Below are 21,914 nucleotides of genomic sequence, written 5' to 3' on the forward strand. Positions count from 1 at the left end.
TCCGCCGGCCCACGGGTGAGCTCAGGCGGGGACCTTGAGGGTGGCCGCGGCCACCGCCTCGTCCAGTTCGGCGCCGAGCTGCAGGTCCTCCCCCGCGGCCAGCCGCGCCTCGAGCTCCCGCACGCGCGGGATGACGAGTTCGCCGAACGCCTCGACCTCCTCCTTGACGTGCAGGAAGCCCAGCAGCAGCAGGTCGACGCCGACGAGTTCGTAGGCCAGCACGCGCCGGGCGACCTCGTCGGGGGTTCCGACGAGCCCGGTGCGGAAACCGTCGTTGTACTGCACCAGATCACGGAACTCGCTGTCGGCCCACATGCCCTTGCGGTCGCTCGTGGAGTTCCCGGCCTCCTGGACCGCGGCCCCGAACCCCTCGACCTTGGCGACGTCGGCCTTGGCGATGATCTCCTCCAGCACGGCCTCGGCCTCGGCGCGGGTGTCGCGCACCAGCGCGAACCCGTTGAGCCCGAACCGCACCGACCGGCCGTTGGCGGCGGCCAGCGCGCTGACCTCCCTGACCCCGGTGGCGGCGTCGGCGATCGACTTGCCGTTCATGAAGTACCAGTCGCTGACCCGGCCCGCCATCGCCTGCGCCGCAGTCGAGTTGCCGCCCTGGAACACCTCGGGCGGCGCCGTCGGCTGCGGTCGGAAGGTGATGTCGGTGGCGTTGAAGAAGTCGCCCTGCTGGCTGTACCCGTCCTGGCCCCAGACCCCGCGCAGCAGCCGGATGAACTCCTCGGACTGCTTGTACCGGTCGTCGTGCTCGTGCCAGGTGACGCCCAGCTGCGTCGCCTCGTCCTTGAACCAGCCGGAGACGACGTTGAGCGCGAGCCGGTTCTGCGTCAGCTCCTGGGTGGTCGCGGCGAACTTGGCCAGCACGCCCGGGTGCCAGAAGAAGGGGTGGACGGCGGCGATGACCTTGAGCCGCTCGGTGGCCAGCAGCAGCGCCAGCGAGAACGACGTCGACTCGTGCTGCGCGTCGGCACCGTAGGAGGCGAGGTAGCGGACCTGGGTCAGGGCGTACTCGAAGCCGACGCGCTCGGCGGCCCGCGCGACCTCGACGTTGTAGGCCGGGTCGTGGCTGGTGCGTTGCTCGATCGTCGAGACCACCAGGCCCCCGGAGACGTTCGGGACCCAGTAGGCGAACTTCAGCGGCATGCGCGTGCTCCTCCATCGGTCCTGGCGTTAGCACCCCCGAGAGGTTGCTGCGGCGTCGCGGAGCCAGGTCTCTCAGCCGCTCTGGATGGTTCGTCGCAGCGTAACCCACACCCACCACGCCGCGGGGTGGGTCGGCCCGTCAGACGGGGGTGGGCACGAGGCCGGCCAGGACCAGGCAGGAGACGGCGAGCACGAGCAGGACCGCGACGTCGAGCGCGCGGGAGCGCACGGCGAGCGCCCCGGCGATGCGGACCGGCAGCACCAGCCGCAGGACGGCGGCGACCGCGAGGTCCGCGCCGAGCAGGATCCCGCCGGGCGTCGGCCCCGCGAGCAGGGTCAGCGCCAGGGCGAGCGCGATCCCGCCGACCAGGGTCAGCAGGACCGCGTTGCCCGGGGGCGGAACCCGCTCGGGGGCCGTGCTCATGGAACGAACGTACCGGTCAGTGCGCGAAGTGGCGCGCGCCGGTGAAGTACATCGTCACGCCCGCCTTCGTGGCGGCCTCGACGACCTCGGCGTCCCGGATGGAGCCGCCCGGCTGCACGATGGCCTTCACGCCGGCGTCGATGAGGATCTGCGCGCCGTCGGCGAACGGGAAGAACGCGTCGGAGGCCGCGACCGAGCCGGCGGCCCGGTCCTCGGCGCGCGAGACGGCCAGCTTGCAGGAGTCGACGCGGTTGACCTGGCCCATCCCGACCCCGACGGACGCGCCGTCGGCGGCCAGCAGGATCGCGTTGGAGCGCACCGAACGCACGGCCCGCCAGGCGAACTCGAGGTCGGCCAGGGTCTGCTCGTCGGCGGCCTCCCCGGCGGCCAGGGTCCAGTTCGCGGGTGCGTCACCGTCGGCGTCGATGGCGTCGAGGGTCTGCACGAGCACCCCGCCGGAGACGTGGCGCCACTCCTGCGGACGACGGGAGTAGCCCTCGGGCAGCTGCAGCAGCCGGACGTTCTTCTTGGCCTGCAGCACCTCCAGCGCCTCCGGCTCGAACCCGGGGGCGATGACGACCTCGGTGAACACCGGCGCGATCTGCGCGGCCATCGCCGCCGTCACGGGCCGGTTGGCGGCGATGACCCCGCCGTAGGCCGAGACCGGGTCGCAGGCGTGCGCCTTGGCGTGCGCGTCGGCGACGTCGGTGCCGGTGGCGATGCCGCAGGGGTTGGCGTGCTTGATCACCGCGACGGCCGGGCCGGTGAAGTCGTACGCGGCGCGCAGGGCGGCGTCGGCGTCGACGTAGTTGTTGTAGGACATGGCCTTGCCGTGCAGCTGGACGGCCTGCGCGATGCCGGGCTCGGACGTCGGGTCGGCGTAGACCGCCGCCTGCTGGTGCGGGTTCTCGCCGTAGCGCAGGACGGCGGTGCGCTCCAGGGCCGTGCCGGTCACGGCCGGCCAGCCCTCGTCCTCGGTGGACAGCGTCTGCTCGGCGAACCAGGACGCGACCGCGGTGTCGTAGGCCGCGGTGTGCGCGAAGGCCGCGGCGGCCAGCCGCTTGCGGTCGGTCAGGTCGAACCCGCCGTCGGCCACGGCGCTCAGCACGTCGGCGTAGCGGGCGGGGTCGACGACCACGGCGACGCTCGGGTGGTTCTTCGCGGCGGCGCGCACCATCGAGGGACCGCCGATGTCGATCTGCTCGACGACGTCGTCGTACCCGGCGCCGGAGGCCACGGTCGCCGCGAACGGGTACAGGTTCACCACGACGAGGTCGAACGGTTCGACGTCGAGCTCGGCGAGCTGGCGGACGTGGTCGGGCAGCCGGCGGTCGGCGAGGATCCCGGCGTGCACGCGCGGGTGCAGCGTCTTGACCCGGCCGTCGAGGCACTCGGGGAAGCCGGTCAGCTCCTCCACGGGGGTGACCGGGACGCCGGCGGCGGCGATGCGCGAGGCGGTGGAGCCGGTGGAGACGATGGCGACGCCCGCGGCGTGCAGGCCGTGGGCGAGCTCCTCGAGGCCGGTCTTGTCGTAGACGCTGATCAGGGCGCGCTCAACGGGGATCTTCGCAGCCTGGGGGTCGCTCAACGGGATGCCGTCCTCTCGGTGGTGTTCATCGCCCGGGCCAGCCGGCCCACGACGTCGACGAGCAGTTCGCGCTCGCGGGTCTTGATGCGTTCGTGCAGCGACGTCTCGTCGTCGTCGGGCAGCACGGGCACGGCGGCCTGGTCCAGGATCGGGCCGGTGTCGACGCCGGCGTCGACGAGGTGGACCGTGCAGCCGGTGATCTTCACGCCGTGCGCGAGGGCGTCGCGCACGCCGTGCGCGCCGGGGAAGGACGGCAGCAGGGCGGGGTGGGTGTTGACCATCCGCCCGCCGAACGCCTCGACCATCGGAGCGCCCAGGATGCGCATGAACCCCGCCAGGACGACCAGGTCGGGCTCGCGGCGGGCCACCTCGGCGGCCAGCGCGGCGTCCCAGGCGGGCCGGTCGACGTGGTCGGCGGGGGCGACGGTGAAGGTCTCGACACCCGCGGCGGCGGCGCGGTCGAGGGCCTGGACGCCCGCCTTGTCCGAGCCGACGGCGACGATCTCGAAGGCGTCGTCGGATGAGTCGAGCAGGGCCTGCAGCGTCGACCCGGATCCGGACGCGAGGACGACCACTCGTGCAGGCACGGGGCGAGACTCTAGTGCTCCGGCGGGACTTCCCCGAAACTCGGCGCATGACGATCCGCACCGAACCGTGGCCCACGGGTGTGCCGTCGTGGGCGGAGTTGTCGAGCACCGACCCGGCGGCCGCGGCCGCCTTCTACGGCGCAGTCCTGGGCTGGAGCACGGACGAGACCGGCCCCGGGCACGACGGAACGCTCATCTGCCGGGTCGACGGGCACGCCGCGGCGAGCATCGGCCGCAACGGCCCGCGCTCCTGGACCCTGTTCATCGCCACGCGCGACCTCGACGAGACGGTCGGCCGGGCCGGCGCCGCGGGCGGGACGGTGGTGGTGCCGGCGATGGACATCGGCGAGTTCGGCCGTGTCGCCGTGGTCGCCGATCCCACCGGCGCTCCCGTCGGGCTGTTCCAGCAGGGCGAGCAGCCGAAGTCCTTCTGGGTCAACGGCCCCGGTGGCCTGAACTGGGAGGACCTGCGCTCGGCCGACCCGGCCGCCTCGCGGGAGTTCTACGCCGCGGTGTTCGGGTGGAGGTTCGAGCCGCTGTTCGAGGAGTACGGCACCGTCACCAACCCCGACGCCCCCCACCCCGTCGGCGGGATCGGGCCGTTGTGGGGCTCGGAACCGGGGTGGCTGGTCTACTTCGGCGTCGAGGACGTCGACGCCGCGGTGTCGGCCGCGCAGGCGGCGGGCGGCGCGGTGGTGGAGGCCGCGCACGACAGCGACTACGGCCGGATGGCCCGGCTCGCCGACCCCGAGGGCGCGCAGTTCGCCGTCTTCACCCCGCCGGCCGGCGCCGCGCAGCCCGACCGCTGAGGTCGGGGGTGGGGACCGTTGACGCATCGGGCCGGTAGGTCCGGCCCGATGCGTCAACGGTCCGAACTCGCGGGCCTTTCAGGCGCAGATGTCGTCGCTGGCGACGCGGGCGGTGAACGTCGGGCTCGGGGTCGCCGACGGCGTCTCGGTGCCGGTCACGCGCGAGCGGACGTCGGTGACGGTCACGTCCGCGCTGGCCACCTCCACGACGACGTTGCGGCCCAGGCTCGGGTCGAGCCGGGTCTCCGCCCCGCCGAACGCGGCCGCCACGGTGTTCGCCGAGTCGGCGCGGTCGGTGCCGTAGCGGACCAGGACGTCCGCGCCGGGGTCGGTGGCCTGGCCGTCCCCGGTGCCGCCGCCGAGGAAACCGACGTCGGCCAGCTGCTGCGCGACCGTGCCGGCCGTGCCCGCCGGGGCACCCACGTTGAGCACCTGCACCGAGATGCTCGAGGGCGCCACCAGCAGCTGCGAGCTGGTCGAGGGGTCCGCCGTCGCCGACGCGGTGGGGGTGGCCGCGGCCGGGCCGGCGGTGTCGGTGCGGATCTGCGCCCACAGCGTGTCCGCCGCGTCGGTCCACTGCACGCGGTTCTCGTCCGCCGTGTACGGCTCGGTCGGGACGGTGACGAACTGCACGCCGTCGGAGGGCATCTTCTGCAGGCTCTGGGCCAGCGAGGCGATCTGCGACAGGCTGGCCAGCTCGGTGTCGGTGGTCACCGAGCTCGTCGCGGCGTTGAGGAAGCCGTACAGCTGGTCCGGGCGCAGCAGCATCTGCGAGCTGGTGACCTTCTGCACGATCGAGCTCATGAGCGCCTGCTGGCGGTTGATGCGCGACAGGTCCGAGCCGTCGCCGATGTAGCGCACCCGGGCGTAGGCCAGCGCGGTCTCGCCGTCGACCTGCTGCGTCCCGGCGGGCAGGTAGAGGTTGGCCTTGGCGTCCTCGATGTCCTCCGGCGTGCAGATCGTCACCCCGCCCAGGGCGTCGATCATGGAGCGGAACCCGCTGAAGTCGACGACGACGTAGTGGTCGACGAGCACCCCGGTCGTGGACTCCACCGTCTTGATCGTGCAGGCCGCCCCGCCCTCGGAGAAGGCGGAGTTGAACTGGCCCTTGTGCGCCGCCGTCGTCGTGCCGTCCGAGGCGGTGCACGCCGGGATGTCCACCATCGAGTCGCGCGGGATGCTCACCAGCGTCGCGCTCTGCCGGTCCGCGGCCAGGTGCACCAGGACGGTGGTGTCCGAGCGGGCGCCGGGGTCGGCGGCCTCGCCGCCGTAGGCGTCGCCCGAGCCGTCCGACAGCGCCCGGGTGTCGCTGCCCATGACCAGGATGTTGACCGCGTCCTGACCGGTCGTGGGGTCCTCGGTGGCCTCGTCGGACGGCCGGTCGTCGCCCAGCAGGTCCGTGATGTCCTCGGCCTGGATGTTGCCCTGCAGCCGGTAGAAGGCGTACACCCCGCCGCCGGTGGCCAGCACGGTCAGGACGACGGCGGCGACCAGGAACCCGCGCAGCAGCTTGTACGCGGTGCCGTGGGCGTGGCTGGCGTGCCGGCCGCGGGCGAGACGACCCGCGCCGGGGACGTCGCGCGGGGGTTCCTGACCGGTGGGAGTGGACACGTCGTCACCGTACGGCCGGAACGGGCCGGGGCTCGAAGGCACCGGGCACAGTTGCGCAGCGTGTCCGCGAGCCCTTCACACTCGAACGGAACTCAGGGGACCGCCGGGAGCGACTGCACGCCGTTCTGCTCGTTCAGCCGGTCCACGCACTGCTGGGTCGCGGCCTGGTCGCCGTTCGCCTCCAGCAGGCAGTCCCAGGCCTCGCCGCCACCGTTGTTCAGCACGTAGGCCAGGCCCGCGACGAGGAACGCCGTGATGACCGCGCTGACCAGCAGGGCCAGCACGTTGAGCACCAGGCCGGTGAGGGCCACGCCGCGGTTGGTCGCCCGGCGGCGTCCGACGCGGCGGAAGCCGATGATGGACGCGATCAGGCCGATGACCGCCAGGAGCAGGCTGACCGGGGCACCGATCACCGTGAACAGCAGCAGCAGCGCCACGATCCCCAGGACCAGACCGGCCACGCCGGCGCCGTTCTTCGGGGCCGCGTACGGCTCGCCGTAGCCCTCGTTGCCGTACCCGCCGCCCGGTGCGTACTCGCTCGACATCCCGTCCCCCTGGTCGCTTGCTGCGATGCTCCCAGAGGGAACGGGTCACTGCCCCTCGACGGTTCCGTCGTTGATCGCCAGGTGGTCCGCGATCGCCGGGAAGACGACGGTGAAGCACAGCAGCACGACCCCGGCGGCCACCAGCAGGCTGATCAGTGCCCGCAGCCACCACGGACCGGGCAGGACCCGCCACCACAACCCGTACACGCTCAGTTCCCTCCCACGGCGGCCAGCGACGCCGGTGCCCCCGCCGACCGGTCCTGCACCGACTCCAGCTCGGCGTGCACGACGAACCGCTGCCGCGCCGAGTGCTTCGGGTGGCAGGCCGTCATCGTCAGCCACGCCTGCGTCGGGGTCGCCCCCGGCTGGTCCGGCACGGGCGCGATGACGGAGACCTGCCGGGGGCTGACGATCTCGTGCGAGCGCACCCGGTAGGTGAACCACTGCGTGGCCGTGGCGACGACGACGGCGTCGCCGTCCTGCAGCTCCTCGACGCGGTTGAACGGCTTGCCGTAGGTCACGCGGTGACCCGCGATCGCGAAGTTGCCGACCTCACCGGGCATCGCGGTGTCGGCGTAGTGCCCGATGCCCTCCTTCAGCTCCTCGGTCCCGGTGCCCTCCACGACGGGCACGGCGTAGTCACTGCCCCACCGCGGGACGTAGACGATGGCGAACGCGTCCCCCGTCGGCGGCGTCTCGTCGACGTCGACCGTCGGGGCCGTCGCGGTCGCGGTCGGGGCGGTCGGGGTCGGGGTCGGCGCCTGCGCGGCCCACTGCTGCTCCAGGGAGCTGACGGTCGAGGCCTGCGCCCGGCCCGAGGTCAGGTCCGTCCAGTACAGCTGCCAGACGACGAACAGCAGCGTCAGCACCCCCGCGGTGACCAGGAGCTCGCCGAGCACCGACACGGCGCGGCGCATCACCGGCCTCCCCCGGTCGCCGGGACGCGGGCGTAGGTCGCCCGCGTCGTGCCGTCGAAGGCGGGCACCTGCAGGTCGTCGACGTCGGACACCTGGTAGCCGAGCCCGTAGGCGGCCACGTACTGCTGGTAGATCGAGACCTCCGCGGAGTCGTCGAGGGCGGCGTGCAGGCGGTCGACGTCGCCGATCGCGCTGATCCGGTAGGGCGGGGAGTACGTGCGGCCCTGCAGCACCAGGACGTTGCCGACGCAGCGCACGGCGGACGTCGCCACGATCCGCTGGTCCATGATCACCATGGCCTCCGCGCCACCGGCCCACAGCGCGTTGACGACGGCCTCGACGTCCTGCTGGTGCACGACGAGGTCGTCGGGGGTCGCGCCGGCCGGCCGCGGCTCCTCGGTCGGGGCGTCGTCGAGGGTGACGGTCAGGCCCGGGCCGGTGACCGCGAGCGCCCCCGAGGCCGTCCCCAGGCCCGGGTCGGCCAGCGGGTCCTCCCCCGCGTCCCCTCCGAGGGGCTGCTGGGCGTCCCGGCTCAGGGCGTCGACCTCCGAACGCAGGGCGGAGACCCGGGTGGCGCGCTCGGAGTTCTCCTGGGATCGCTGGGCCACGAGCGATCCGAGGTCGGCCGCCTCCGAGCGCAGGTCCGTTCCGCCGGAGGTCAGCGCGCTGGTGGCGAACAGCAGACCCGCCGCGGCGAGCACGGCGGCCACCCCCGCGTGACGGAGCACGCGTCGGCCCGTCCGACGACCAGTCACACGCCCCCCTGATGAGCGACCCGGAGACCCACCGCACAGCGATCGTCGCACTACGCTTACCAGGGAGGGGACGTGACCCGTCTCCGTCCACCCCCGACTGGAGGTTCGCCGTGGCCCGCCGCAAGAAGTCCGACGAGACGGACGTGACGAGCGACGCCGCCGGCGAGGTCACGGGGAAGGTCACGGGCGGCCGGCGCGGCCGCAGGGGCGGGTCCGGCGGTGCCGTGGCCGACGCCGAGGGCGCGATCAAGCGGAAGAACACGCTGACGCCCCGCTGGTGGATCTTCCTCATGGTGGCCTTCATGGTCGTGGGGTTGCTGTGGATCGTGGTCTTCTACCTGTCCAGCGCCCTGCTGCCGGTGCCGGGCTGGGAGAACTGGAACCTCGTCGCCGGTTTCGCGCTGGTGCTCGTCGGGTTCGCCATGACGACCCGCTGGCGCTGACGCTGCGACGACGGGTTGCTCACTTCGGGTGACGCCCGAACGCGGGACGTCATCTCTTCCCCCGCGTCACGGTTACGCTGTCGCCGCCGATCGACACCGACCAGGGGGCCGAGTGCTGCACGTCGTCTACAGATCCCACGGCGGTGAGAACGCCAAGGGCCGACCGTCCTGGTACTCCAAGCAGCTCGCGCTGCAGTCCTTCCTGCGGGCCGTCGCCGAGGCGGACTCGCCGGTCGACGTCGTCTTCCTGAACGACGGCCCGATCCCGGCCGACCGGCTGTCGCTGATGCGGGCCCACGGTCGCGTCCACGCCATCACCGGCGGCAGCAACCGGGCCAGCTACCTGGCGGCCCTGAAGCTCGCGGTGCGCTCGGAGTGGGCCGACAGCGACGCCGTGCTGTTCGCCGAGGACGACTACCTGTGGCGCCCGGACGCCCTGCGCTCGCTGGCCACGGCCGCCGGCCGCGGCCGGGTGGAGTACTTCGCGCCCTACGGGATCGGGACCCACGACGACATCGAGGGCCGGGTGCCGGAGTGGCGTCGCCCGCGCACCGAGCGCGGTGAGGACTCGGTGCCGGCCGACGTGGTGCGCTGGGTGCCGCACGAGAGCACCACCAGCACGTTCGCCGTCCGCCTGGGGGCGCTGCGCGAGGACCACCTGCTGCTGGTGCTGTGCTGCCTGTCCGGCGGCGACTTCGACCACACCAGCCTGCTCGCCGTGCAGGGCATCCCCCGCTTCACGGCCCGCGACCTGGTCCACCACCACCCGGGCGGTTCGACCAACCCTGCGGTGCGGCTGGCCCGTGCGCTCTACCTCACGCTCACGCGCGGGGCGGTGGACCTGGCCTCCCTGCGCCGCCCGTCGCGGCGTCGCCGGCTGGCCGCGGCCGACCCCGCCGTGTGCACCCACATGGAGGACGGCTGGCTCGCCCCGGCCCCGGCCGGGCGGCCGCGGTACTGGGAGGACCTGGCGGCCCAGACGTCGCGGTGGGCCGAGGGCCGGGACGCCCCGTCGGTCCCGCCGGTCGCCCGGGGAGCCGCCGAGGACGTTCCCGACACCGCGGACAAGGTCGGCTGAGCGCCGCCAGGAGGTCGTTGGGCGCGCGGGCGGGTTGTCCACTGCTTGGGGACGAGTTGTGGACAGCTGGGGATGACGGCGCCGTTGTCCACAATCACTGTCCACCGCTTCGTCCACACCCTGTGGACGGCTGTGGGTAACGGGGGTGGGAGTCCACAAGGGTGCCCACAACCGGTGGACGACGACGAGGTGTTCGCACACCTGTGCGAAAAGCCTGTGGACAAGGCGGGAGCGCCGTCCGCGCGTGGCGCCGAGACCCGGAGGAAGCGGGCGCGGGCAGGTCCGCTGGGTCAGAAGGGCGAACGCGTCGCCGCGTAGGCCAGCAACCCCAGGACGACGAGCGCGACGGCGCCCGTGCCGACCCACTGCACCAGCGGCTTGCCGCGCCGGCCACGGGCCATGCACGCCGCGACGGCCGCGCCGGTGAGCAGACCCCCCAGGTGGGCCTGCCAGGAGATGTTCGCGACGAACACCCCGATGAAGAAGTTGATCGCGATGAGCGCGGCGATCTGGCCGGTCTGCCGCCCCAGGTGCCGGTTGACGACGAACAGCGCCGCGAACAGCCCGAAGATGGCTCCCGAGGCGCCGACCAGGGTGCTGTCCTCCGTCCCGGGCAGCAGCAGCCCACCGGCCGCCCCGCCGAGGGCGGAGACCACGTACAGCGCGGTGAACCGGGCCCGGCCCAGCAGGGGTTCGAGGTACTGACCGGTGATCCACAGGGCGTACACGTTCAGCAGCAGGTGCAGCACGCCGCCGTGCAGGAACGCCGACGTGATCGGCTGCCACCAGGTGTCCGGGCTGAAGGCGTTGAGGTAGTACCCGTTGACCAGGGGCAGCCAGTCGTAGACCGACCCCGGCAGCACGTACCGGCCGGCGAACATCACCAGACAGGCGCCGATGAGCACCTTGGTGACGAGGGTGTCCCGGCTGCTGAGGGCACCGCCGAAGGTGCCCCGGGGCTGCCGGACCCCCTTGTTGCCCTCGGCCACGCAGTCGACGCACTGCACGCCGACGGCCGCGGGCCGCTGGCACTGCGGGCAGGTGGGCCGGCCGCAGCGCTGGCAGCGCACCCACGACTCGCGGTCGGGGTGGCGGGGACAGACGGGGACGTCGCTCACGTGAGGATCAACGCGCGGGACGCCCCCGTCGTTCGAGTCCAGGTGTCCTCAGTCGCGCTCGACGTCGACCGAGGTGATGACGACCGGGTCGCGCGGGGCGTCGGCCGGCCCGACCGGAACGGTCGCGATCGCGTCCACGACGGCGCGGCTGGCGTCGTCGGCGACCTCGCCGAAGATCGTGTGGCGGCCGTTGAGGTGCCCGGTGGGGGCCACGGTGATGAAGAACTGCGAGCCGTTGGTGCCGTGCCCGGCGATCTTGCCGGCGTTGGCCATGGCCAGCAGGTACTTCTTGTCGAAGCGCAGGTCGGGGTGGATCTCGTCGTCGAACTGGTAGCCCGGGCCGCCGCGGCCGTCCCCACGCGGGCAGCCGCCCTGGATCATGAAGCCGTCGATGATGCGGTGGAAGGTCAGGCCGTCGTAGAACGGCTCGCTCTTCTTCTCACCCGTGGCCGGGTCCTGCCACTCCTTCGTGCCTTCGGCGAGGCCGACGAAGTTCGCCACCGTCTTGGGGGCGTGGTTCTCGAACAGTTCCAGGCGGATGTCGCCGTGGTTGGTGTGCAGGGTGGCGTACATGCGCTCATCCTTCCACGGCTCCTGCACGGCGCTCGCGGGGCTCTACTGGCGCGATGGGCGCACCTGCGGTGGGATGACGGGTGGTGATCGTCGCCGACAGGACGCCCGGGCACGAGTTCGGCAGCCCGCGCGTTCGCGACGGCAGAGCAGGACGAGGCACGAGGAGGATCGGATGTCGCTGACGAAGAGCCAGAGCCGGACCGAGAAGCTGCAGGCCCAGGGCACGGCGCTGGCGGAGAAGGTGGGTCCCGCGGTCGGTACCGCCCGGGACTGGGCGGCGCCGAAGGTCGAGGCCGCCGTCGACTGGGCCCAGCCCCGGCTGGAGAAGAGCTGGCACAGCTCCGTGGAGGCGGCCGCTCCCCGCGTCGAGGTCGTCGTGCAGCGGGTCTCCCCCGCGGTCGACAGCGCCCGCGACAAGGTCGTGGACGAGCTGCTCCCCCGGATCGTCGAGACGGTCCAGGAGGCTGCGCACACCGCCAGGGAGGCCGCCACCCCGGCCGTCGCCGCCGCCACCACGGCCGCGGGCACCGCCGCGGCGACCACCGTGGCCTCGGCCAAGACCGCCCAGAAGACGGTGCAGACCGCGAGCAAGGCCGCCGGGGCCGCCGGGAAGGCCGCGAGCAAGACCGCCGCGGCCGGCGCGCTCGCGGGCGGGAAGGTCGCCCAGCAGCGCTCCGCGGACGCGCTCGCCGTGCTGAAGGGGGAAGCCGTGGTCAAGAAGAGCGGGAAGGCCGGCAAGAGCGGACGGGGCAAGAGGTTCCTCGTGCTCACCCTCATCGCCGCGGGCGGCGCCGCCGTCTACGCGGTCGTCAAGGGACGGCAGAAGGAGGACCCGTGGGCCGCGCCCGGCGCTGCGTGGACCCCCGCGCCGCCGACGAGCACGCCGACCACCCCGGCGACGGCCGCCGCCACCGAGAACCTCGAGAAGGCGACCGGGATCCAGGACACGGTCGACCCGACCGTCGAGGACGCCGTGGCCGACGTCAAGGAGGTTCCCGACTCGCAGAAGACGACGCCGGGCACCGTCGAGGACGCCACGCCCGACGAGCTCAAGGGCAACTGAGCCCGCACGCACCGAGGCCGGTCACGCGTCCGCGTGACCGGCCTCGGCCGTTCCGGTGGAGGCAAGGGGACTCGAACCCCTAACCCCCTGCTTGCAAAGCAGGTGCGCTACCAATTGCGCCATGCCCCCGGGTGGGTTCAGCGCACCGTGTCGGTGGCTTCCGCCCACAGGTCGCGCTCGGCCTTCTGCGACGCCTTGCGGCGCCACACCAGCGCGGCGCCGGTGAGACCGGCCACCACCAGCAGCAGCTTCTTCACCAGGACCTCCTCGCCAACCCGACACGACCTGCGGAAACGCTAGCACGCAGCACAGCGTGTGACCGTCCCGCTCAGGTCGGGCACGCCGGTGCCGACCGGAGGGGTGCCATGACCTCCCGCCCGGCCCTCCCCCCGGCCACCGCCAGGCGCACCGCCGTCGTGCACGAGTGGATCGCCGCCCGCGCCGGTGCGGAGCAGGTCTTCGAGGTCCTCGCGGGGATGTGGCCGGCGGCGGACCTGCACGCGCTCAGCGCCGAACCGGGTGTCCGGCTCGACCTCGGTGGGCGGCCGGTGCGCACCACCGCCCTCGACGTCCCCGCGCTGCGCCGGCACCGCGCGCTGTCGCTGCCGCTCATGCCGGCGGCCTGGGCCACCCACGCGCGCGACGTCGCGCGCCGCTACGACCTCGTCGTCACCTCCCACCACGCCTTCGCGACGTCGAACCGGCTCGTGGCCCCGGGCGGTGCCCACCTCGCCTACGTCCACACCCCCGCCCGCTACGTCTGGAGCCCCGAGCTCGACGGCCGCGGCGCCTCCCGCGCCCTGGCCCCGGCGCGGGCGGCCCTGGCCCACGCCGACCGCCGGGCCGTGCGGTCGGTGACGGCGCTGGCCGCCAACAGCACCGAGGTCGCCCGCCGCATCGAGCGGTTCTGGCACCGCGAGGCCGTCGTCATCCACCCGCCGGTCGACGTGGACGCCTTCGCGGCGCCCGGCCCGGACACCCTCGACCTGCCCGACGGGTTCCTGCTGGCCCTGGGCCGGTTCGTCCCCTACAAGAACCACCTGCTGGCCGTCGACGTGGCCGAGCGGCTGGGCCGCCCGGTCGTGGTCGCCGGGCGGGGACCGCTGCTGGGCCGGCTGCGCGACCGGGCCGCCCGCGCGCGGGTCCCCGTGACGGTCCTGGACGGCCCCTCGCGCGAGGTGACCCGCGAACTCCTGCGCCGGGCCGCGGTGCTGCTGTTCCCCACGGTGGAGGACTTCGGGATCGTCCCCGTCGAGGCGATGGCCGCGGGCACCCCCGTCGTGGCCCCGGCCCGCGGCGGCGCCGGGGAGACCGTCGTCGACGGCCGCAGCGGGGCGCTCGTGCCGGACCTGCGCGTCGAGGAGCTGGCCGGTGCCGTCGCCCGCGCCGAGACGTGCTCGCCGGCGGCCTGCCGGGAGCGGGCCGCCGCCTTCGCGGTCGACCGCTTCCGCGAGGCGGTGCGCGGCTGGGTCGGGGAGCACACGTGATCCTCGCGGTGGTGGTGGCCGTGGCCGCGGCCTTCACCGGCCTGCTGTGCTGCGTCACCGCCTCGGACCGCACGCGGCTGCAGATCGCCGCCTTCCTGGCCGTCCCGCAGGGGTTCGTCGGTCCCCTCGGCACGCTGAACCTCCCGCTCAGCCAGTGCTGGACGCTGCTCATCGCGGCCTGCTGGCTGGCCGAGCGCAAGGAGCTGCCCCTGCGCGACCCGGTGTTCCGCGCCGTCCTGGTGCTGACCGCCGCGCAGGGCGCGGCGATCGCCTGGTCGCCGGACCCGATGGTCGGCCTCCTGGAGGTCATGCGGCTGCTGTCGTTCGCCTTCCTGCTGCTGTACGCCACCCGGGTCGAACGCGGCCGGCCCGGCGCGCTGGCGGGCCCGTTCACGGTCGTCCTGGGCTGGGCCGTCCTGGACGCGGTGCTGGTGTGGGCCTTCCGGCTGTCCCCGGCGCTGGAGTCGGCCTACCTGCGCTCACCGCTGTCCAGCCTGGTGGCCGGCCCGAACGCCATGGCGGCGTTCTTCGCCGACGGCGCCAACAACGTCACCGACCCGACCAAGTCGGGTGGGTTCTTCATCAACGCCAACGTGTCCTCGATGTTCCTGGGCGTGGCGGCGTTCTGCTTCCTGGCCCTGGGCGTCGGAGCGCGCGGAACCCGCCGCCGCTGGTACGCCGCCGGCGCGCTGGTGTGCTGGTCGGCGACGTTCGCCACCGGCTCCAAGACCGCCGCCGCCCTGGCGCTGCTGCTGCCGGTGGCGGTGCGCGGGGTCCAGGTGCTGGGGCGGCCGAACGCCCGCTGGTTCCTGCCCCAGGCCGCCGGCCTGGTCGGCCTCGGGGTGTGGCTGCTGCCGGGTGTGCTGGAGCGGTACGTGCCCGGCTACGCCGACGCCTCGGCCGAGAGCCTGCAGAGCCGGCAGCCGATGTGGGACTTCGCGCTGCAGATGTTCCGCGAGCACCTCGTCCTCGGGCTGGGGTTCGGCGGCTGGCAGCGCACCATCGAGCAGTTCGCCGCGCTGGGCATCGAGACCCTCCCCCCGCACAACCTGTTCATCGCGGCCTGGGCCGCCAGCGGGCTGCCCGGGGTCGCGGCCCTGCTGCTGCTGGCCGGGACGATCCTCGTCGTCCTCACCGCGGCCGTCGTGCGCCACGTGGGGCTGCCCGTGGCGCGCACGACGGCGTTCGCGCTCGGCGCCTGGTGGTGGGTGCTCGTGCACGGGATGGGCGACAACACCGCCGTCTACGGGGAGGGCAAGTCGATGATCCTGCTGGCCATGCTGCTGGGACTGGTCGCCGCCCGCCTGCCGCTGGCGCGCCGTGGACCCGCGGGGGTCCCGTGCCCCGCGTAGCGGTCCTGCGCCACCGGTTCGGGATCCCGTCCGAGCCCTTCGTCCTCGCCCAGGCCCGGGCGTTCAGCCGCTGGGAACCCGTCCTGCTGTCCCGGGACGCCCTGCCCGAGGGGCTGGAGGGCTTCTCGCTGCGCGCGGCCGCCGGTGCGCGCGCCGCGGCCCTGCACACCGCCGGGCTGGCGTCCGGGCCGCTCGCGCAGGCGCTGCGGGACCTGCGGGTGGACGCCGTGCTGGCCCACTTCGGGGTCGAGGCGGCCTGCGCGCTGCCCGCCGCCCGCCGGGCCGGGGTACCGCTGGCCACCGTGTTCCACGGCTTCGACGCCACGACCGGGCCGCTGGACCTGCTGCGCGCGCGCAAGGCGAGCTGGGCGACCTACGTGCGGCGCACGCGCCGGCTGGCGCGGCAGGGGGACCTGTTCCTGCCGGTCTCGGACCACCTGCGCCACCGCGTCCTGGACCGGGGCTTCCCCGCCGACCGGACGATCACCCACCACCTGGGCATCGACCTGTCCGCGCTGCCCGCAGCGGCTCCCCCGCGTCAGGCGACCGTCGTCCACGTCGGCCGGCTGGTGGCCAAGAAGGGGCACGCCGACCTGCTGCGCGCCCTGGCCGACCTGCCCGGGGTGCGGCTGGTGTGCGTCGGCGACGGACCGCTGCGACCGCAGCTGCAGGAGCTGGCGCGGACGACGGGCGTGGCCGACCGCGTGGAGTTCGCCGGCGCTCTGGACCACGGCGCGACGCTGCAGCGCATCGCGACCTCGACCGTCCTGTGCCTGCCGAGCCGGACCGCGGCGAGCGGCGACCAGGAAGGGCTGGGGCAGGTCCTGCTCGAAGCCGGTGCCCTGGGCCGTCCTGTCGTCGCCACCCGGCACGGCGGCATCCCCTCGGCGGTGCTCGACGGCCGCACCGGGATCCTCGTGCCCGAGTCCGACCCGCTGGCCCTGGCCGCCGCGCTGCGCCGGGTGCTGACCGACGACACCCTCGCCCGCGCGCTGGGAGACGCTGCGGCGCAGCACGTCCGGGGGAACTTCGACGTCACCGTCCAGACCCGCCGCCTCGAGGACCTGTTCGACGGCCTGCTCGCGGGTCTGCTCGGGGAGACCCGCCGGTGAGCCGCGTCGTGGTCCTGACCCGGGGGCTGCCGCTGCACCACGCCGGCGGCATGGAGTCGGTGGCCTGGGACCTGTGCCGGGACCTGGCCCGCCGGCACGAGGTGACCGTGCTCACCACCGCCGTCCCGGGCCGGCCCGCCCGGTTCGGCCAGGACGGGGTGCAGGTCCGGGCGCTGCCGGCGCCGCCCGGACGCTACTCCCGCGCCTGGTTCGCCCGCTCGCGCGCGGCGCTGCACGACGAACTCGACCGCGGCGGGGTGTCGGGCGTGCTGTCGATCTCGGCCGGCGCGTTCGGCGCGGTCGACCTGCCCGCACGCTTCGGCGCCCGGACGGTGATGCAGGCGCACGGCACGTCGATCATGGAGCTGACGTCCAAGCTCGGCAGCCGGCGGATCCGCCCGACGGTGTCCGCCGTGCGGAACGTGTCCGGCCTGCTGCGCGACGTCCGCACCTACCACCGGTTCGACGACGTCGTCGCGGTCGGCCCCAGCGTCCTGCGGTCGCTGACCAGCGCGCCGCTGGGCCGCGTGGTCGCCATGCCGCCGGTGCACCTGGTGGAGAACGGCGTCGACCGCGCCGTCTTCCGGCCCGACCCCGCGGCGGCGGCCGCCGCCCGCGCCGCCCTCGACGTCCCCACCGGGGCGACGGTCCTGCTGGTGGCCGGTCGGCTGCACCCCCAGAAGCGGGTGGACCGCTCGCTCCGGTTGCTGCCCGCCCTGCCCGGGGCCGTCCTGGTCCTGGCCGGCGACGGACCCGACCGCGCCGGGCTCGAACTCCTGGCGGAGAGCCTCGGGGTGCGCGAGCGCGTCCGGTTCCTGGGGGCCGTCGACCGTTCCCGGCTGCCCGGGCTGTACGCGGCGGCCGACCTCTCCCTGCTCACCTCCCAGTGGCGCGAGGGCCTGCCGATGGCCGTCCTGGAATCGCTCGCGTGCGGCACCCCGGCCGTCACGGCCCGCACGACCGCTCCCGTCGCCGACGCCGGAGACGCCGTGGCGCGCGTGGACGCGGGCGACCCGGACGCGCTCGCCGCCGCCGTCCGCGGTGTCCTGGGCCAGGGCCGACCGAGCGGCTCGCTGCTGCCCACGCGCTACGACCTGTCGACGGTCACCGACCGCTACGCCGCCCTGCTGGGTCTGCGCTGATGCGCGACGCCGTCCGCCGCCTCGTCCTCGGCGGTCTCCTCGGCAAGCTCCTGGGCCTGCTGCGGGAGGTGCTGCTCGCGGCGGCCTACGGAACGGGTGCACCGGCCACGGCCACCCGGGTCGCCCAGACCGCCACCCTCGTCCCCGTCGACCTGTTCACCGCCGACGTCCTCACCGCCGGTTTCCTGCCGATGCACAGGGAGCTGCTGCGCACCGACCCGCGCCGCGCGGCCGTGCTGTTCCAGTCCCTGCGGCGGACGCTGTGGGTCCTGGGCCTGGCACTGACCGCCGTCTCGCTCGTGCTCGCCGGACCCGTCGTCGGCGTGCTGGCGCCGGGGCTCGATCCCTCGACCGCGACGACCGCGGCGCAGTTCCTGCAGGTCATGGCGCTGGGAGTCCCCAGCTACCTGCAGTACGCGTTGCTGAGCTACCTGGAGATGTCGCACGGCGGGTTCCGGCTGTCCAGCGTGCGGGCGACCGTGCAGAACACCGGCCTCATCGCCTCGCTGGGCCTGGCCTGGGCGTTGCAGACCCCCGTGCTCGTGGCGACCGGCTTCGCCGCGGCCTACCTCGGGCTGCACGCCTGGGGGCACCGGACGGTGCGGCGGCGCGGGATCCTGCCCGCCGCCCGGTTCCACGTGGAACCGGGCGTCGGGCGGGCGTTGCGGCGGGCGCTGTGGGTGCGGTTGCGGCCCCTGCTCCTGCTGCCGGTGGTGCTGCAGGCCTCGGTCGTCGTCGAGCGGGTGGTGGCCTCGCTGCTCGGTGACCAGGTGGTCGCGGCCGTCGACTACGCACGGTTCGTGGCGACCACCGGGGTGAACCTGCTGGCCGTCCCGCTGGGCCTGGCCGGGCTGGCGGTGCTGTCGGGGCTGGACACCGCGGCCGCCCGCGAGCGCCTCGGGGCGCTGCTGCCCGGGCTGCTGCTGGTGGTGGCCCCGCTCTCGGTGGTGCTGACCGTCGGGGCCGCCCCCGTCGTCTCCGTGCTCTACGCCCGCGGTGCGTTCGACGCCGGGGCCGTCACGACCTCGGCGGCCGTGCTGGCCGGGTTCGGGGTCGGTTTCTGGGCGCAGTCGGTCGCGTACGTGCTGGTCAAGGCGCTCAACGCCGCCAACCGGAACCGGATGGCCGCGCTGGCGCTGGTCGGCGGGCTGGCCGTGACGCTGGTGCTCAACGTCGCGCTGCACCGGGTGCTCGGCCCGGTCACCCTCGGCCTGGCCGGTTCGGCGGGGGCCGTGGTGACGACGATCGTCGCCGCCCGCGCCCTGGGGGTCGGCGGAACGCTGGCGCGGTGGGTCGCCGGCTGTCTGCCGGTGGCGGGTGCCGCAGTGCTCGCCGCGCGCTGGGCCGGGGGCGGGGCCGGCGGCTGGGCGGGTCTGCTGGCGCTCGCCGGCGCGGTGCTGGCCGTGTGGGGCGCCGCGGCGCTCGTGCTGCCGTCGTGGCGGCGGGTGGTCGTGGGGATCGTGCGCTCAGGCGGCGAGCAGGGACCCGGCCAGGGCGCGCAGTTCCCGGCCGCGTGAGGTCCAGTCGTGCCCTTCGGCCAGCGCCGCGAGCCGGGTGGCCCGGCCGGCGTCGGGTGCGGCGAGCAGGTCGCGGACGCGGCCGGCGAACGTCGTCCGGTCCTGCACCCACACCGCTCCCGCCACGGGCGTGACGGCGGGCAGCGCGGTGCTCACGACCGGCAACCCGGCCGCCAGGTACTCGTACGTCTTCAGCGGGCTGATCCCGGCGGTCAGCGGGGACGAGCGGTAGGGCACGAGCCCGACGCCGGCCCGCGCCAGCTCGTCGGCGAGCTGGTCCGGGGGCAGCGGGCCCACGACCTGCGCGCCCGCGGCCAGCAGCCGGTGCCACGCCGGGTCGCCCGCGACGTCGACGACCGGGCCCACCAGGCGCAGGGGCACCTGCTCGGCGAGGTCGGCCAGCAGCTCCAGGTCCACCTTGTGCCGGGCCAGGGTGCCGGCGAACACCGCCACGGGCCGGCGCTGCGGGGCGCGGCCGCGGGCGGCGGCGAACACCGCGACGTCCGCGACGTTCGGCAGGCACAGCGGGCTCGCGAACCCCTGTCGCCGCAGGTGCTCCTCGACGGCCGGGCTGGTGGCCAGCGCCAGGTCGGTGCGTGCGGCCAGCGCCCGCTCGGCCGCGAGCAACCGGCCCCGGTGCACACCGGGGTTCTCGTGCAGCAGGTCGACCAGGTGGTAGACGGTACGGTCGGCGTGGCGCTCGAGTCCGTAGCTGAACGGGGTGTAGGTCCACAGCAGCCGGGGCCCGGGGTGCTCGATCCAGCGGCGGACCTGCCGGTGCAGCAACGCGGTGTTCACGGCGCGGGTCGAGGCGGCGTGGTGGGGCACCAGCCGGGGGCTGAGGACGTCGACGCCGGCGGGCACCGGGCGCCCGGCCGTCCGTGGTCGCGGCGCCAGGCGGCGCGCGACGCGGCGCGCGTCGCGCAGGCGCAGCTGCCGCGTCCCGGTGCCCTCGGCGAAGACGACGCGGTAGCGCTCGGCGAGGGCCGCGGTGACGCGGTGCTGGTTGGTCGCCACGACCGCGTTCCAGTCCGCCGTGCCCAGCACGAGCACCAGCGGGGCCTCCGGGGTGCGGGCGTCCTCGCTCACCGCCCCGCCGCCGAGACCACCTGGACGACGGTCCGCAGCAGGATCTTCACGTCCAGCCACAGGGACCAGTTCTCGACGTAGTGGTTGTCGAAGCGGGCGCGTTCGGCGATGGAGGTGTTCCCCCGCAGGCCGTGGACCTGCGCCCAGCCGGTGACCCCGACGGGCACCCGGTGCCGCCACAGGTAGTCGTCGTAGTCGACGGTGAACTGCTCGACGAAGAACGGCCGCTCGGGCCGCGGCCCGACGAGGGACATGTCGCCGCGCAGCACGTTCCACAGCTGCGGCAGCTCGTCCAGGGACAGCCGGCGCAGCCAGCGACCGACCGGGCCGACGCGCCCGTCCCCCTCGACCGTCCAGCGGGTGTCGGAGTCGCCGGGATCGCCGGGGGCGGCGCGCAGCGTGCGCAGCTTCAGCAGCTCGAACGTCCGCCCGCCGATGCCGACGCGTTCCTGCCGGAAGAGCACCCCGGGCCCGACCTCGATCCGCGCCGCCAGCGCGCACAGCAGCAGGAGGGGGCTCAGGACCGCCAGGCCCGCGGCGGACGCGACGACGTCGACGACCCGCTTGAGCCGCCACGTCGGGGCGCGGAACGCCGGCCGCCGCAACTGCACCAGTGGCACCCCGCGCATCGACTGCAGGAGCCGGTGCGTGGTGGTGACCTGCCAGAAGCGGGGGACGGTCAGGATCTCGACGTCCAGGCCCTGGCAGCCGCGCAGGACGTCGACGACGACCATCTCGGGCACGTTGGAGTACGCGATGACGACGATGTCGACGCGGTGCCGGTGCACCAGCGAGGACAGGTCGGCGATCCCGCCCAGCACCGGCAGCGGACGGGCCCCGGCGGGCAGGCGCGGGTCGTCGTCGATGAAGCCGATCGGCAGCAGCCCGTGCTCGCCGGTGCCCATGATCTCGACCAGCTGCGCCCCGAGACCGCCGCACCCCACGACCAGGGTGCGGAACGCGACCCGCCCGCTGCGGCGGCTGCGGCGGCGGACGGCGTACACGACGGTCCGGGCGAGGACGACCAGCACCGTCTGACCCGCGGCGGTCCACAGCACCCGCTGGTCGACCGTCCCCAGCCGGAGCACCGCCGCGGCGATGGCGGAGACGCCGACGGCGGCGACGCCCGCGCCGAGCAGCATCGGCAGGTCGTCCAGGACGCTGAGGTCGAGGCGGGGCCGGTACAGCCCGGCGAAGGCGTGCACGGCGAGCACCGAGACGGCGGTCACGACGACCGGTGGGGCGCCGTGACCGACGAGGACGACCACCGTCAGCAGGCACACGGCGTCGGAGGCCAGCAGCAGGTGCGTCAGCTGCGAGCGCCGGCGGGAGGTCGCGGACGCGAGCCAGCGGCCGGTCGGGCGCACGGCCGTACCCGTTCCCCTGGTCGTGGTCACGTGGATCCTCCACGGTCGGGATCCCGTAGCAGACAGCTCGGGCTGGACTTCAGGATCGTCGTCGGACCGGCGTGTCGACTTGAGTTCCCCGGTCCCGCGGCCCCCGGTCTCAACCCGTTCGGCGGCACGCGTCGGAGGTTCTCGTCAGCTGG

23 protein-coding genes, 1 tRNA gene and 1 riboswitch are annotated in these 21,914 nt (G+C 74.4%); of the genes, 9 read left to right on the forward strand and 15 right to left on the reverse strand.

Annotated features, from left to right (window positions below; translation table 11 throughout):
- Positions 1 to 21: 21 nt before the first annotated feature.
- The 4 genes from sfnG to purN all read right to left on the reverse strand — a co-directional run bounded on the left by sfnG (position 22) and on the right by purN (position 3,754).
- Positions 22 to 1,155, reverse strand: a complete 1,134-nt coding sequence (sfnG, locus tag ACRYR2_RS06000) for a dimethylsulfone monooxygenase SfnG (protein ID WP_432561923.1) — start codon at positions 1,153 to 1,155, stop codon at positions 22 to 24.
- Positions 1,156 to 1,164: 9 nt separating this feature from the next.
- A riboswitch (SAM riboswitch) is annotated at positions 1,165 to 1,247 on the reverse strand.
- Positions 1,248 to 1,294: 47 nt separating this feature from the next.
- The gene (locus ACRYR2_RS06005) at positions 1,295 to 1,579 is read right to left on the reverse strand and encodes a DUF3017 domain-containing protein (RefSeq protein ID WP_432561924.1); all 285 of its coding nucleotides are present in this window, start codon (positions 1,577 to 1,579) and stop codon (positions 1,295 to 1,297) included.
- Positions 1,580 to 1,595: 16 nt separating this feature from the next.
- The gene (gene purH, locus ACRYR2_RS06010; protein WP_432561925.1) at positions 1,596 to 3,167 is read right to left on the reverse strand and encodes a bifunctional phosphoribosylaminoimidazolecarboxamide formyltransferase/IMP cyclohydrolase; all 1,572 of its coding nucleotides are present in this window, start codon (positions 3,165 to 3,167) and stop codon (positions 1,596 to 1,598) included.
- Positions 3,164 to 3,754, reverse strand: coding sequence for a phosphoribosylglycinamide formyltransferase (gene purN, locus ACRYR2_RS06015; protein ID WP_432561926.1), 591 nt, complete (start codon positions 3,752 to 3,754; stop codon positions 3,164 to 3,166). Before purN ends, purH begins: the two co-directional genes overlap by 4 nt.
- Positions 3,755 to 3,801: 47 nt before the next feature.
- Between purN and ACRYR2_RS06020 the strand changes: the two genes are divergently transcribed.
- Entirely contained in the window at positions 3,802 to 4,563 is a 762-nt protein-coding gene (locus ACRYR2_RS06020; RefSeq protein ID WP_432561927.1) for a VOC family protein, read from the forward strand.
- Positions 4,564 to 4,641: 78 nt separating this feature from the next.
- Here the strand turns inward: ACRYR2_RS06020 and ACRYR2_RS06025 are convergent, their stop codons facing one another.
- The 5 genes from ACRYR2_RS06025 to ACRYR2_RS06045 form a co-directional block, all read right to left on the reverse strand.
- A complete protein-coding gene (locus tag ACRYR2_RS06025; RefSeq protein ID WP_432561928.1) occupies positions 4,642 to 6,174 on the reverse strand; it encodes an LCP family protein in 1,533 nt (510 codons plus the stop codon).
- 92 nt (positions 6,175 to 6,266) lie between these two features.
- Positions 6,267 to 6,719 carry a hypothetical protein gene (locus ACRYR2_RS06030; protein WP_432561929.1) on the reverse strand — a complete coding sequence of 151 codons (453 nt, stop codon included), beginning with the start codon at positions 6,717 to 6,719 and terminating at the stop codon, positions 6,267 to 6,269.
- Positions 6,720 to 6,764: 45 nt separating this feature from the next.
- Complete coding sequence (locus tag ACRYR2_RS06035) at positions 6,765 to 6,926, reverse strand: hypothetical protein (RefSeq protein ID WP_432561930.1); 162 nt, start codon at positions 6,924 to 6,926, stop codon at positions 6,765 to 6,767.
- A 2-nt stretch (positions 6,927 to 6,928) separates the two neighbouring features.
- Positions 6,929 to 7,636: a class E sortase gene (locus tag ACRYR2_RS06040; protein ID WP_432561931.1), complete on the reverse strand. Its 708-nt coding sequence runs from the start codon at positions 7,634 to 7,636 to the stop codon at positions 6,929 to 6,931.
- Positions 7,636 to 8,364 carry a DUF881 domain-containing protein gene (locus tag ACRYR2_RS06045; protein WP_432561932.1) on the reverse strand — a complete coding sequence of 243 codons (729 nt, stop codon included), beginning with the start codon at positions 8,362 to 8,364 and terminating at the stop codon, positions 7,636 to 7,638. Before ACRYR2_RS06045 ends, ACRYR2_RS06040 begins: the two co-directional genes overlap by 1 nt.
- 137 nt (positions 8,365 to 8,501) lie before the next feature.
- Between ACRYR2_RS06045 and ACRYR2_RS06050 the strand changes: the two genes are divergently transcribed.
- Together ACRYR2_RS06050 and ACRYR2_RS06055 are read left to right on the forward strand one after the other, a co-directional pair.
- Positions 8,502 to 8,834 (forward strand): cell division protein CrgA, encoded by a 333-nt coding sequence (locus tag ACRYR2_RS06050; protein ID WP_432561933.1) that lies wholly within the window; start codon positions 8,502 to 8,504, stop codon positions 8,832 to 8,834.
- 112 nt (positions 8,835 to 8,946) lie between these two features.
- Complete coding sequence (locus ACRYR2_RS06055; RefSeq protein ID WP_432561934.1) at positions 8,947 to 9,912, forward strand: glycosyltransferase; 966 nt, start codon at positions 8,947 to 8,949, stop codon at positions 9,910 to 9,912.
- Positions 9,913 to 10,202: 290 nt separating this feature from the next.
- Here the strand turns inward: ACRYR2_RS06055 and ACRYR2_RS06060 are convergent, their stop codons facing one another.
- On the reverse strand, positions 10,203 to 11,030 hold the full coding sequence (locus ACRYR2_RS06060; protein WP_432561935.1) for a rhomboid family intramembrane serine protease: 828 nt from the start codon (positions 11,028 to 11,030) through the stop codon (positions 10,203 to 10,205).
- Between the two features lie 48 nt (positions 11,031 to 11,078).
- Positions 11,079 to 11,603, reverse strand: coding sequence for a peptidylprolyl isomerase (locus tag ACRYR2_RS06065; RefSeq protein WP_432561936.1), 525 nt, complete (start codon positions 11,601 to 11,603; stop codon positions 11,079 to 11,081).
- A 172-nt stretch (positions 11,604 to 11,775) separates the two neighbouring features.
- Here ACRYR2_RS06065 and ACRYR2_RS06070 point away from each other — a divergent pair, with 172 nt between their 5' ends.
- Positions 11,776 to 12,666 (forward strand): hypothetical protein, encoded by an 891-nt coding sequence (locus ACRYR2_RS06070; RefSeq protein ID WP_432561937.1) that lies wholly within the window; start codon positions 11,776 to 11,778, stop codon positions 12,664 to 12,666.
- 56 nt (positions 12,667 to 12,722) lie between these two features.
- Here ACRYR2_RS06070 and ACRYR2_RS06075 read toward each other — a convergent pair.
- Both ACRYR2_RS06075 and ACRYR2_RS06080 read right to left on the reverse strand, forming a co-directional pair.
- Positions 12,723 to 12,795: transfer RNA gene (locus ACRYR2_RS06075), tRNA-Ala, on the reverse strand.
- Between the two features lie 8 nt (positions 12,796 to 12,803).
- Positions 12,804 to 12,923 carry a DLW-39 family protein gene (locus ACRYR2_RS06080; protein WP_432561938.1) on the reverse strand — a complete coding sequence of 40 codons (120 nt, stop codon included), beginning with the start codon at positions 12,921 to 12,923 and terminating at the stop codon, positions 12,804 to 12,806.
- Positions 12,924 to 13,031: 108 nt separating this feature from the next.
- Between ACRYR2_RS06080 and ACRYR2_RS06085 the strand changes: the two genes are divergently transcribed.
- Genes ACRYR2_RS06085 through ACRYR2_RS06105 form a run of 5 tightly spaced genes read left to right on the forward strand, consistent with a single transcriptional unit; the run spans position 13,032 to position 19,276 of the window.
- Positions 13,032 to 14,153: a glycosyltransferase gene (locus tag ACRYR2_RS06085; RefSeq protein WP_432561939.1), complete on the forward strand. Its 1,122-nt coding sequence runs from the start codon at positions 13,032 to 13,034 to the stop codon at positions 14,151 to 14,153.
- Positions 14,150 to 15,505, forward strand: a complete 1,356-nt coding sequence (locus ACRYR2_RS06090; RefSeq protein ID WP_432561940.1) for an O-antigen ligase family protein — start codon at positions 14,150 to 14,152, stop codon at positions 15,503 to 15,505. The genes ACRYR2_RS06085 and ACRYR2_RS06090 overlap by 4 nt, the downstream gene beginning before the upstream one ends.
- Positions 15,493 to 16,617, forward strand: a complete 1,125-nt coding sequence (locus ACRYR2_RS06095) for a glycosyltransferase (RefSeq protein WP_432561941.1) — start codon at positions 15,493 to 15,495, stop codon at positions 16,615 to 16,617. The genes ACRYR2_RS06090 and ACRYR2_RS06095 overlap by 13 nt, the downstream gene beginning before the upstream one ends.
- Positions 16,614 to 17,759 (forward strand): glycosyltransferase family 4 protein, encoded by a 1,146-nt coding sequence (locus ACRYR2_RS06100; RefSeq protein ID WP_432561942.1) that lies wholly within the window; start codon positions 16,614 to 16,616, stop codon positions 17,757 to 17,759. The genes ACRYR2_RS06095 and ACRYR2_RS06100 overlap by 4 nt, the downstream gene beginning before the upstream one ends.
- Complete coding sequence (locus ACRYR2_RS06105; protein ID WP_432561943.1) at positions 17,759 to 19,276, forward strand: lipid II flippase MurJ; 1,518 nt, start codon at positions 17,759 to 17,761, stop codon at positions 19,274 to 19,276. The genes ACRYR2_RS06100 and ACRYR2_RS06105 overlap by 1 nt, the downstream gene beginning before the upstream one ends.
- Here ACRYR2_RS06105 and ACRYR2_RS06110 read toward each other — a convergent pair.
- Together ACRYR2_RS06110 and ACRYR2_RS06115 are read right to left on the reverse strand one after the other, a co-directional pair.
- Positions 19,226 to 20,365, reverse strand: a complete 1,140-nt coding sequence (locus ACRYR2_RS06110) for a glycosyltransferase (protein WP_432561944.1) — start codon at positions 20,363 to 20,365, stop codon at positions 19,226 to 19,228. The genes ACRYR2_RS06105 and ACRYR2_RS06110 overlap by 51 nt on opposite strands.
- Entirely contained in the window at positions 20,362 to 21,762 is a 1,401-nt protein-coding gene (locus ACRYR2_RS06115) for a sugar transferase (protein WP_432561945.1), read from the reverse strand. The genes ACRYR2_RS06110 and ACRYR2_RS06115 overlap by 4 nt, the downstream gene beginning before the upstream one ends.
- Positions 21,763 to 21,914 lie beyond the last annotated feature (152 nt).

The organism is Kineococcus deserti (assembly GCF_050871945.1).
Lineage (GTDB): Bacteria > Actinomycetota > Actinomycetes > Actinomycetales > Kineococcaceae > Kineococcus.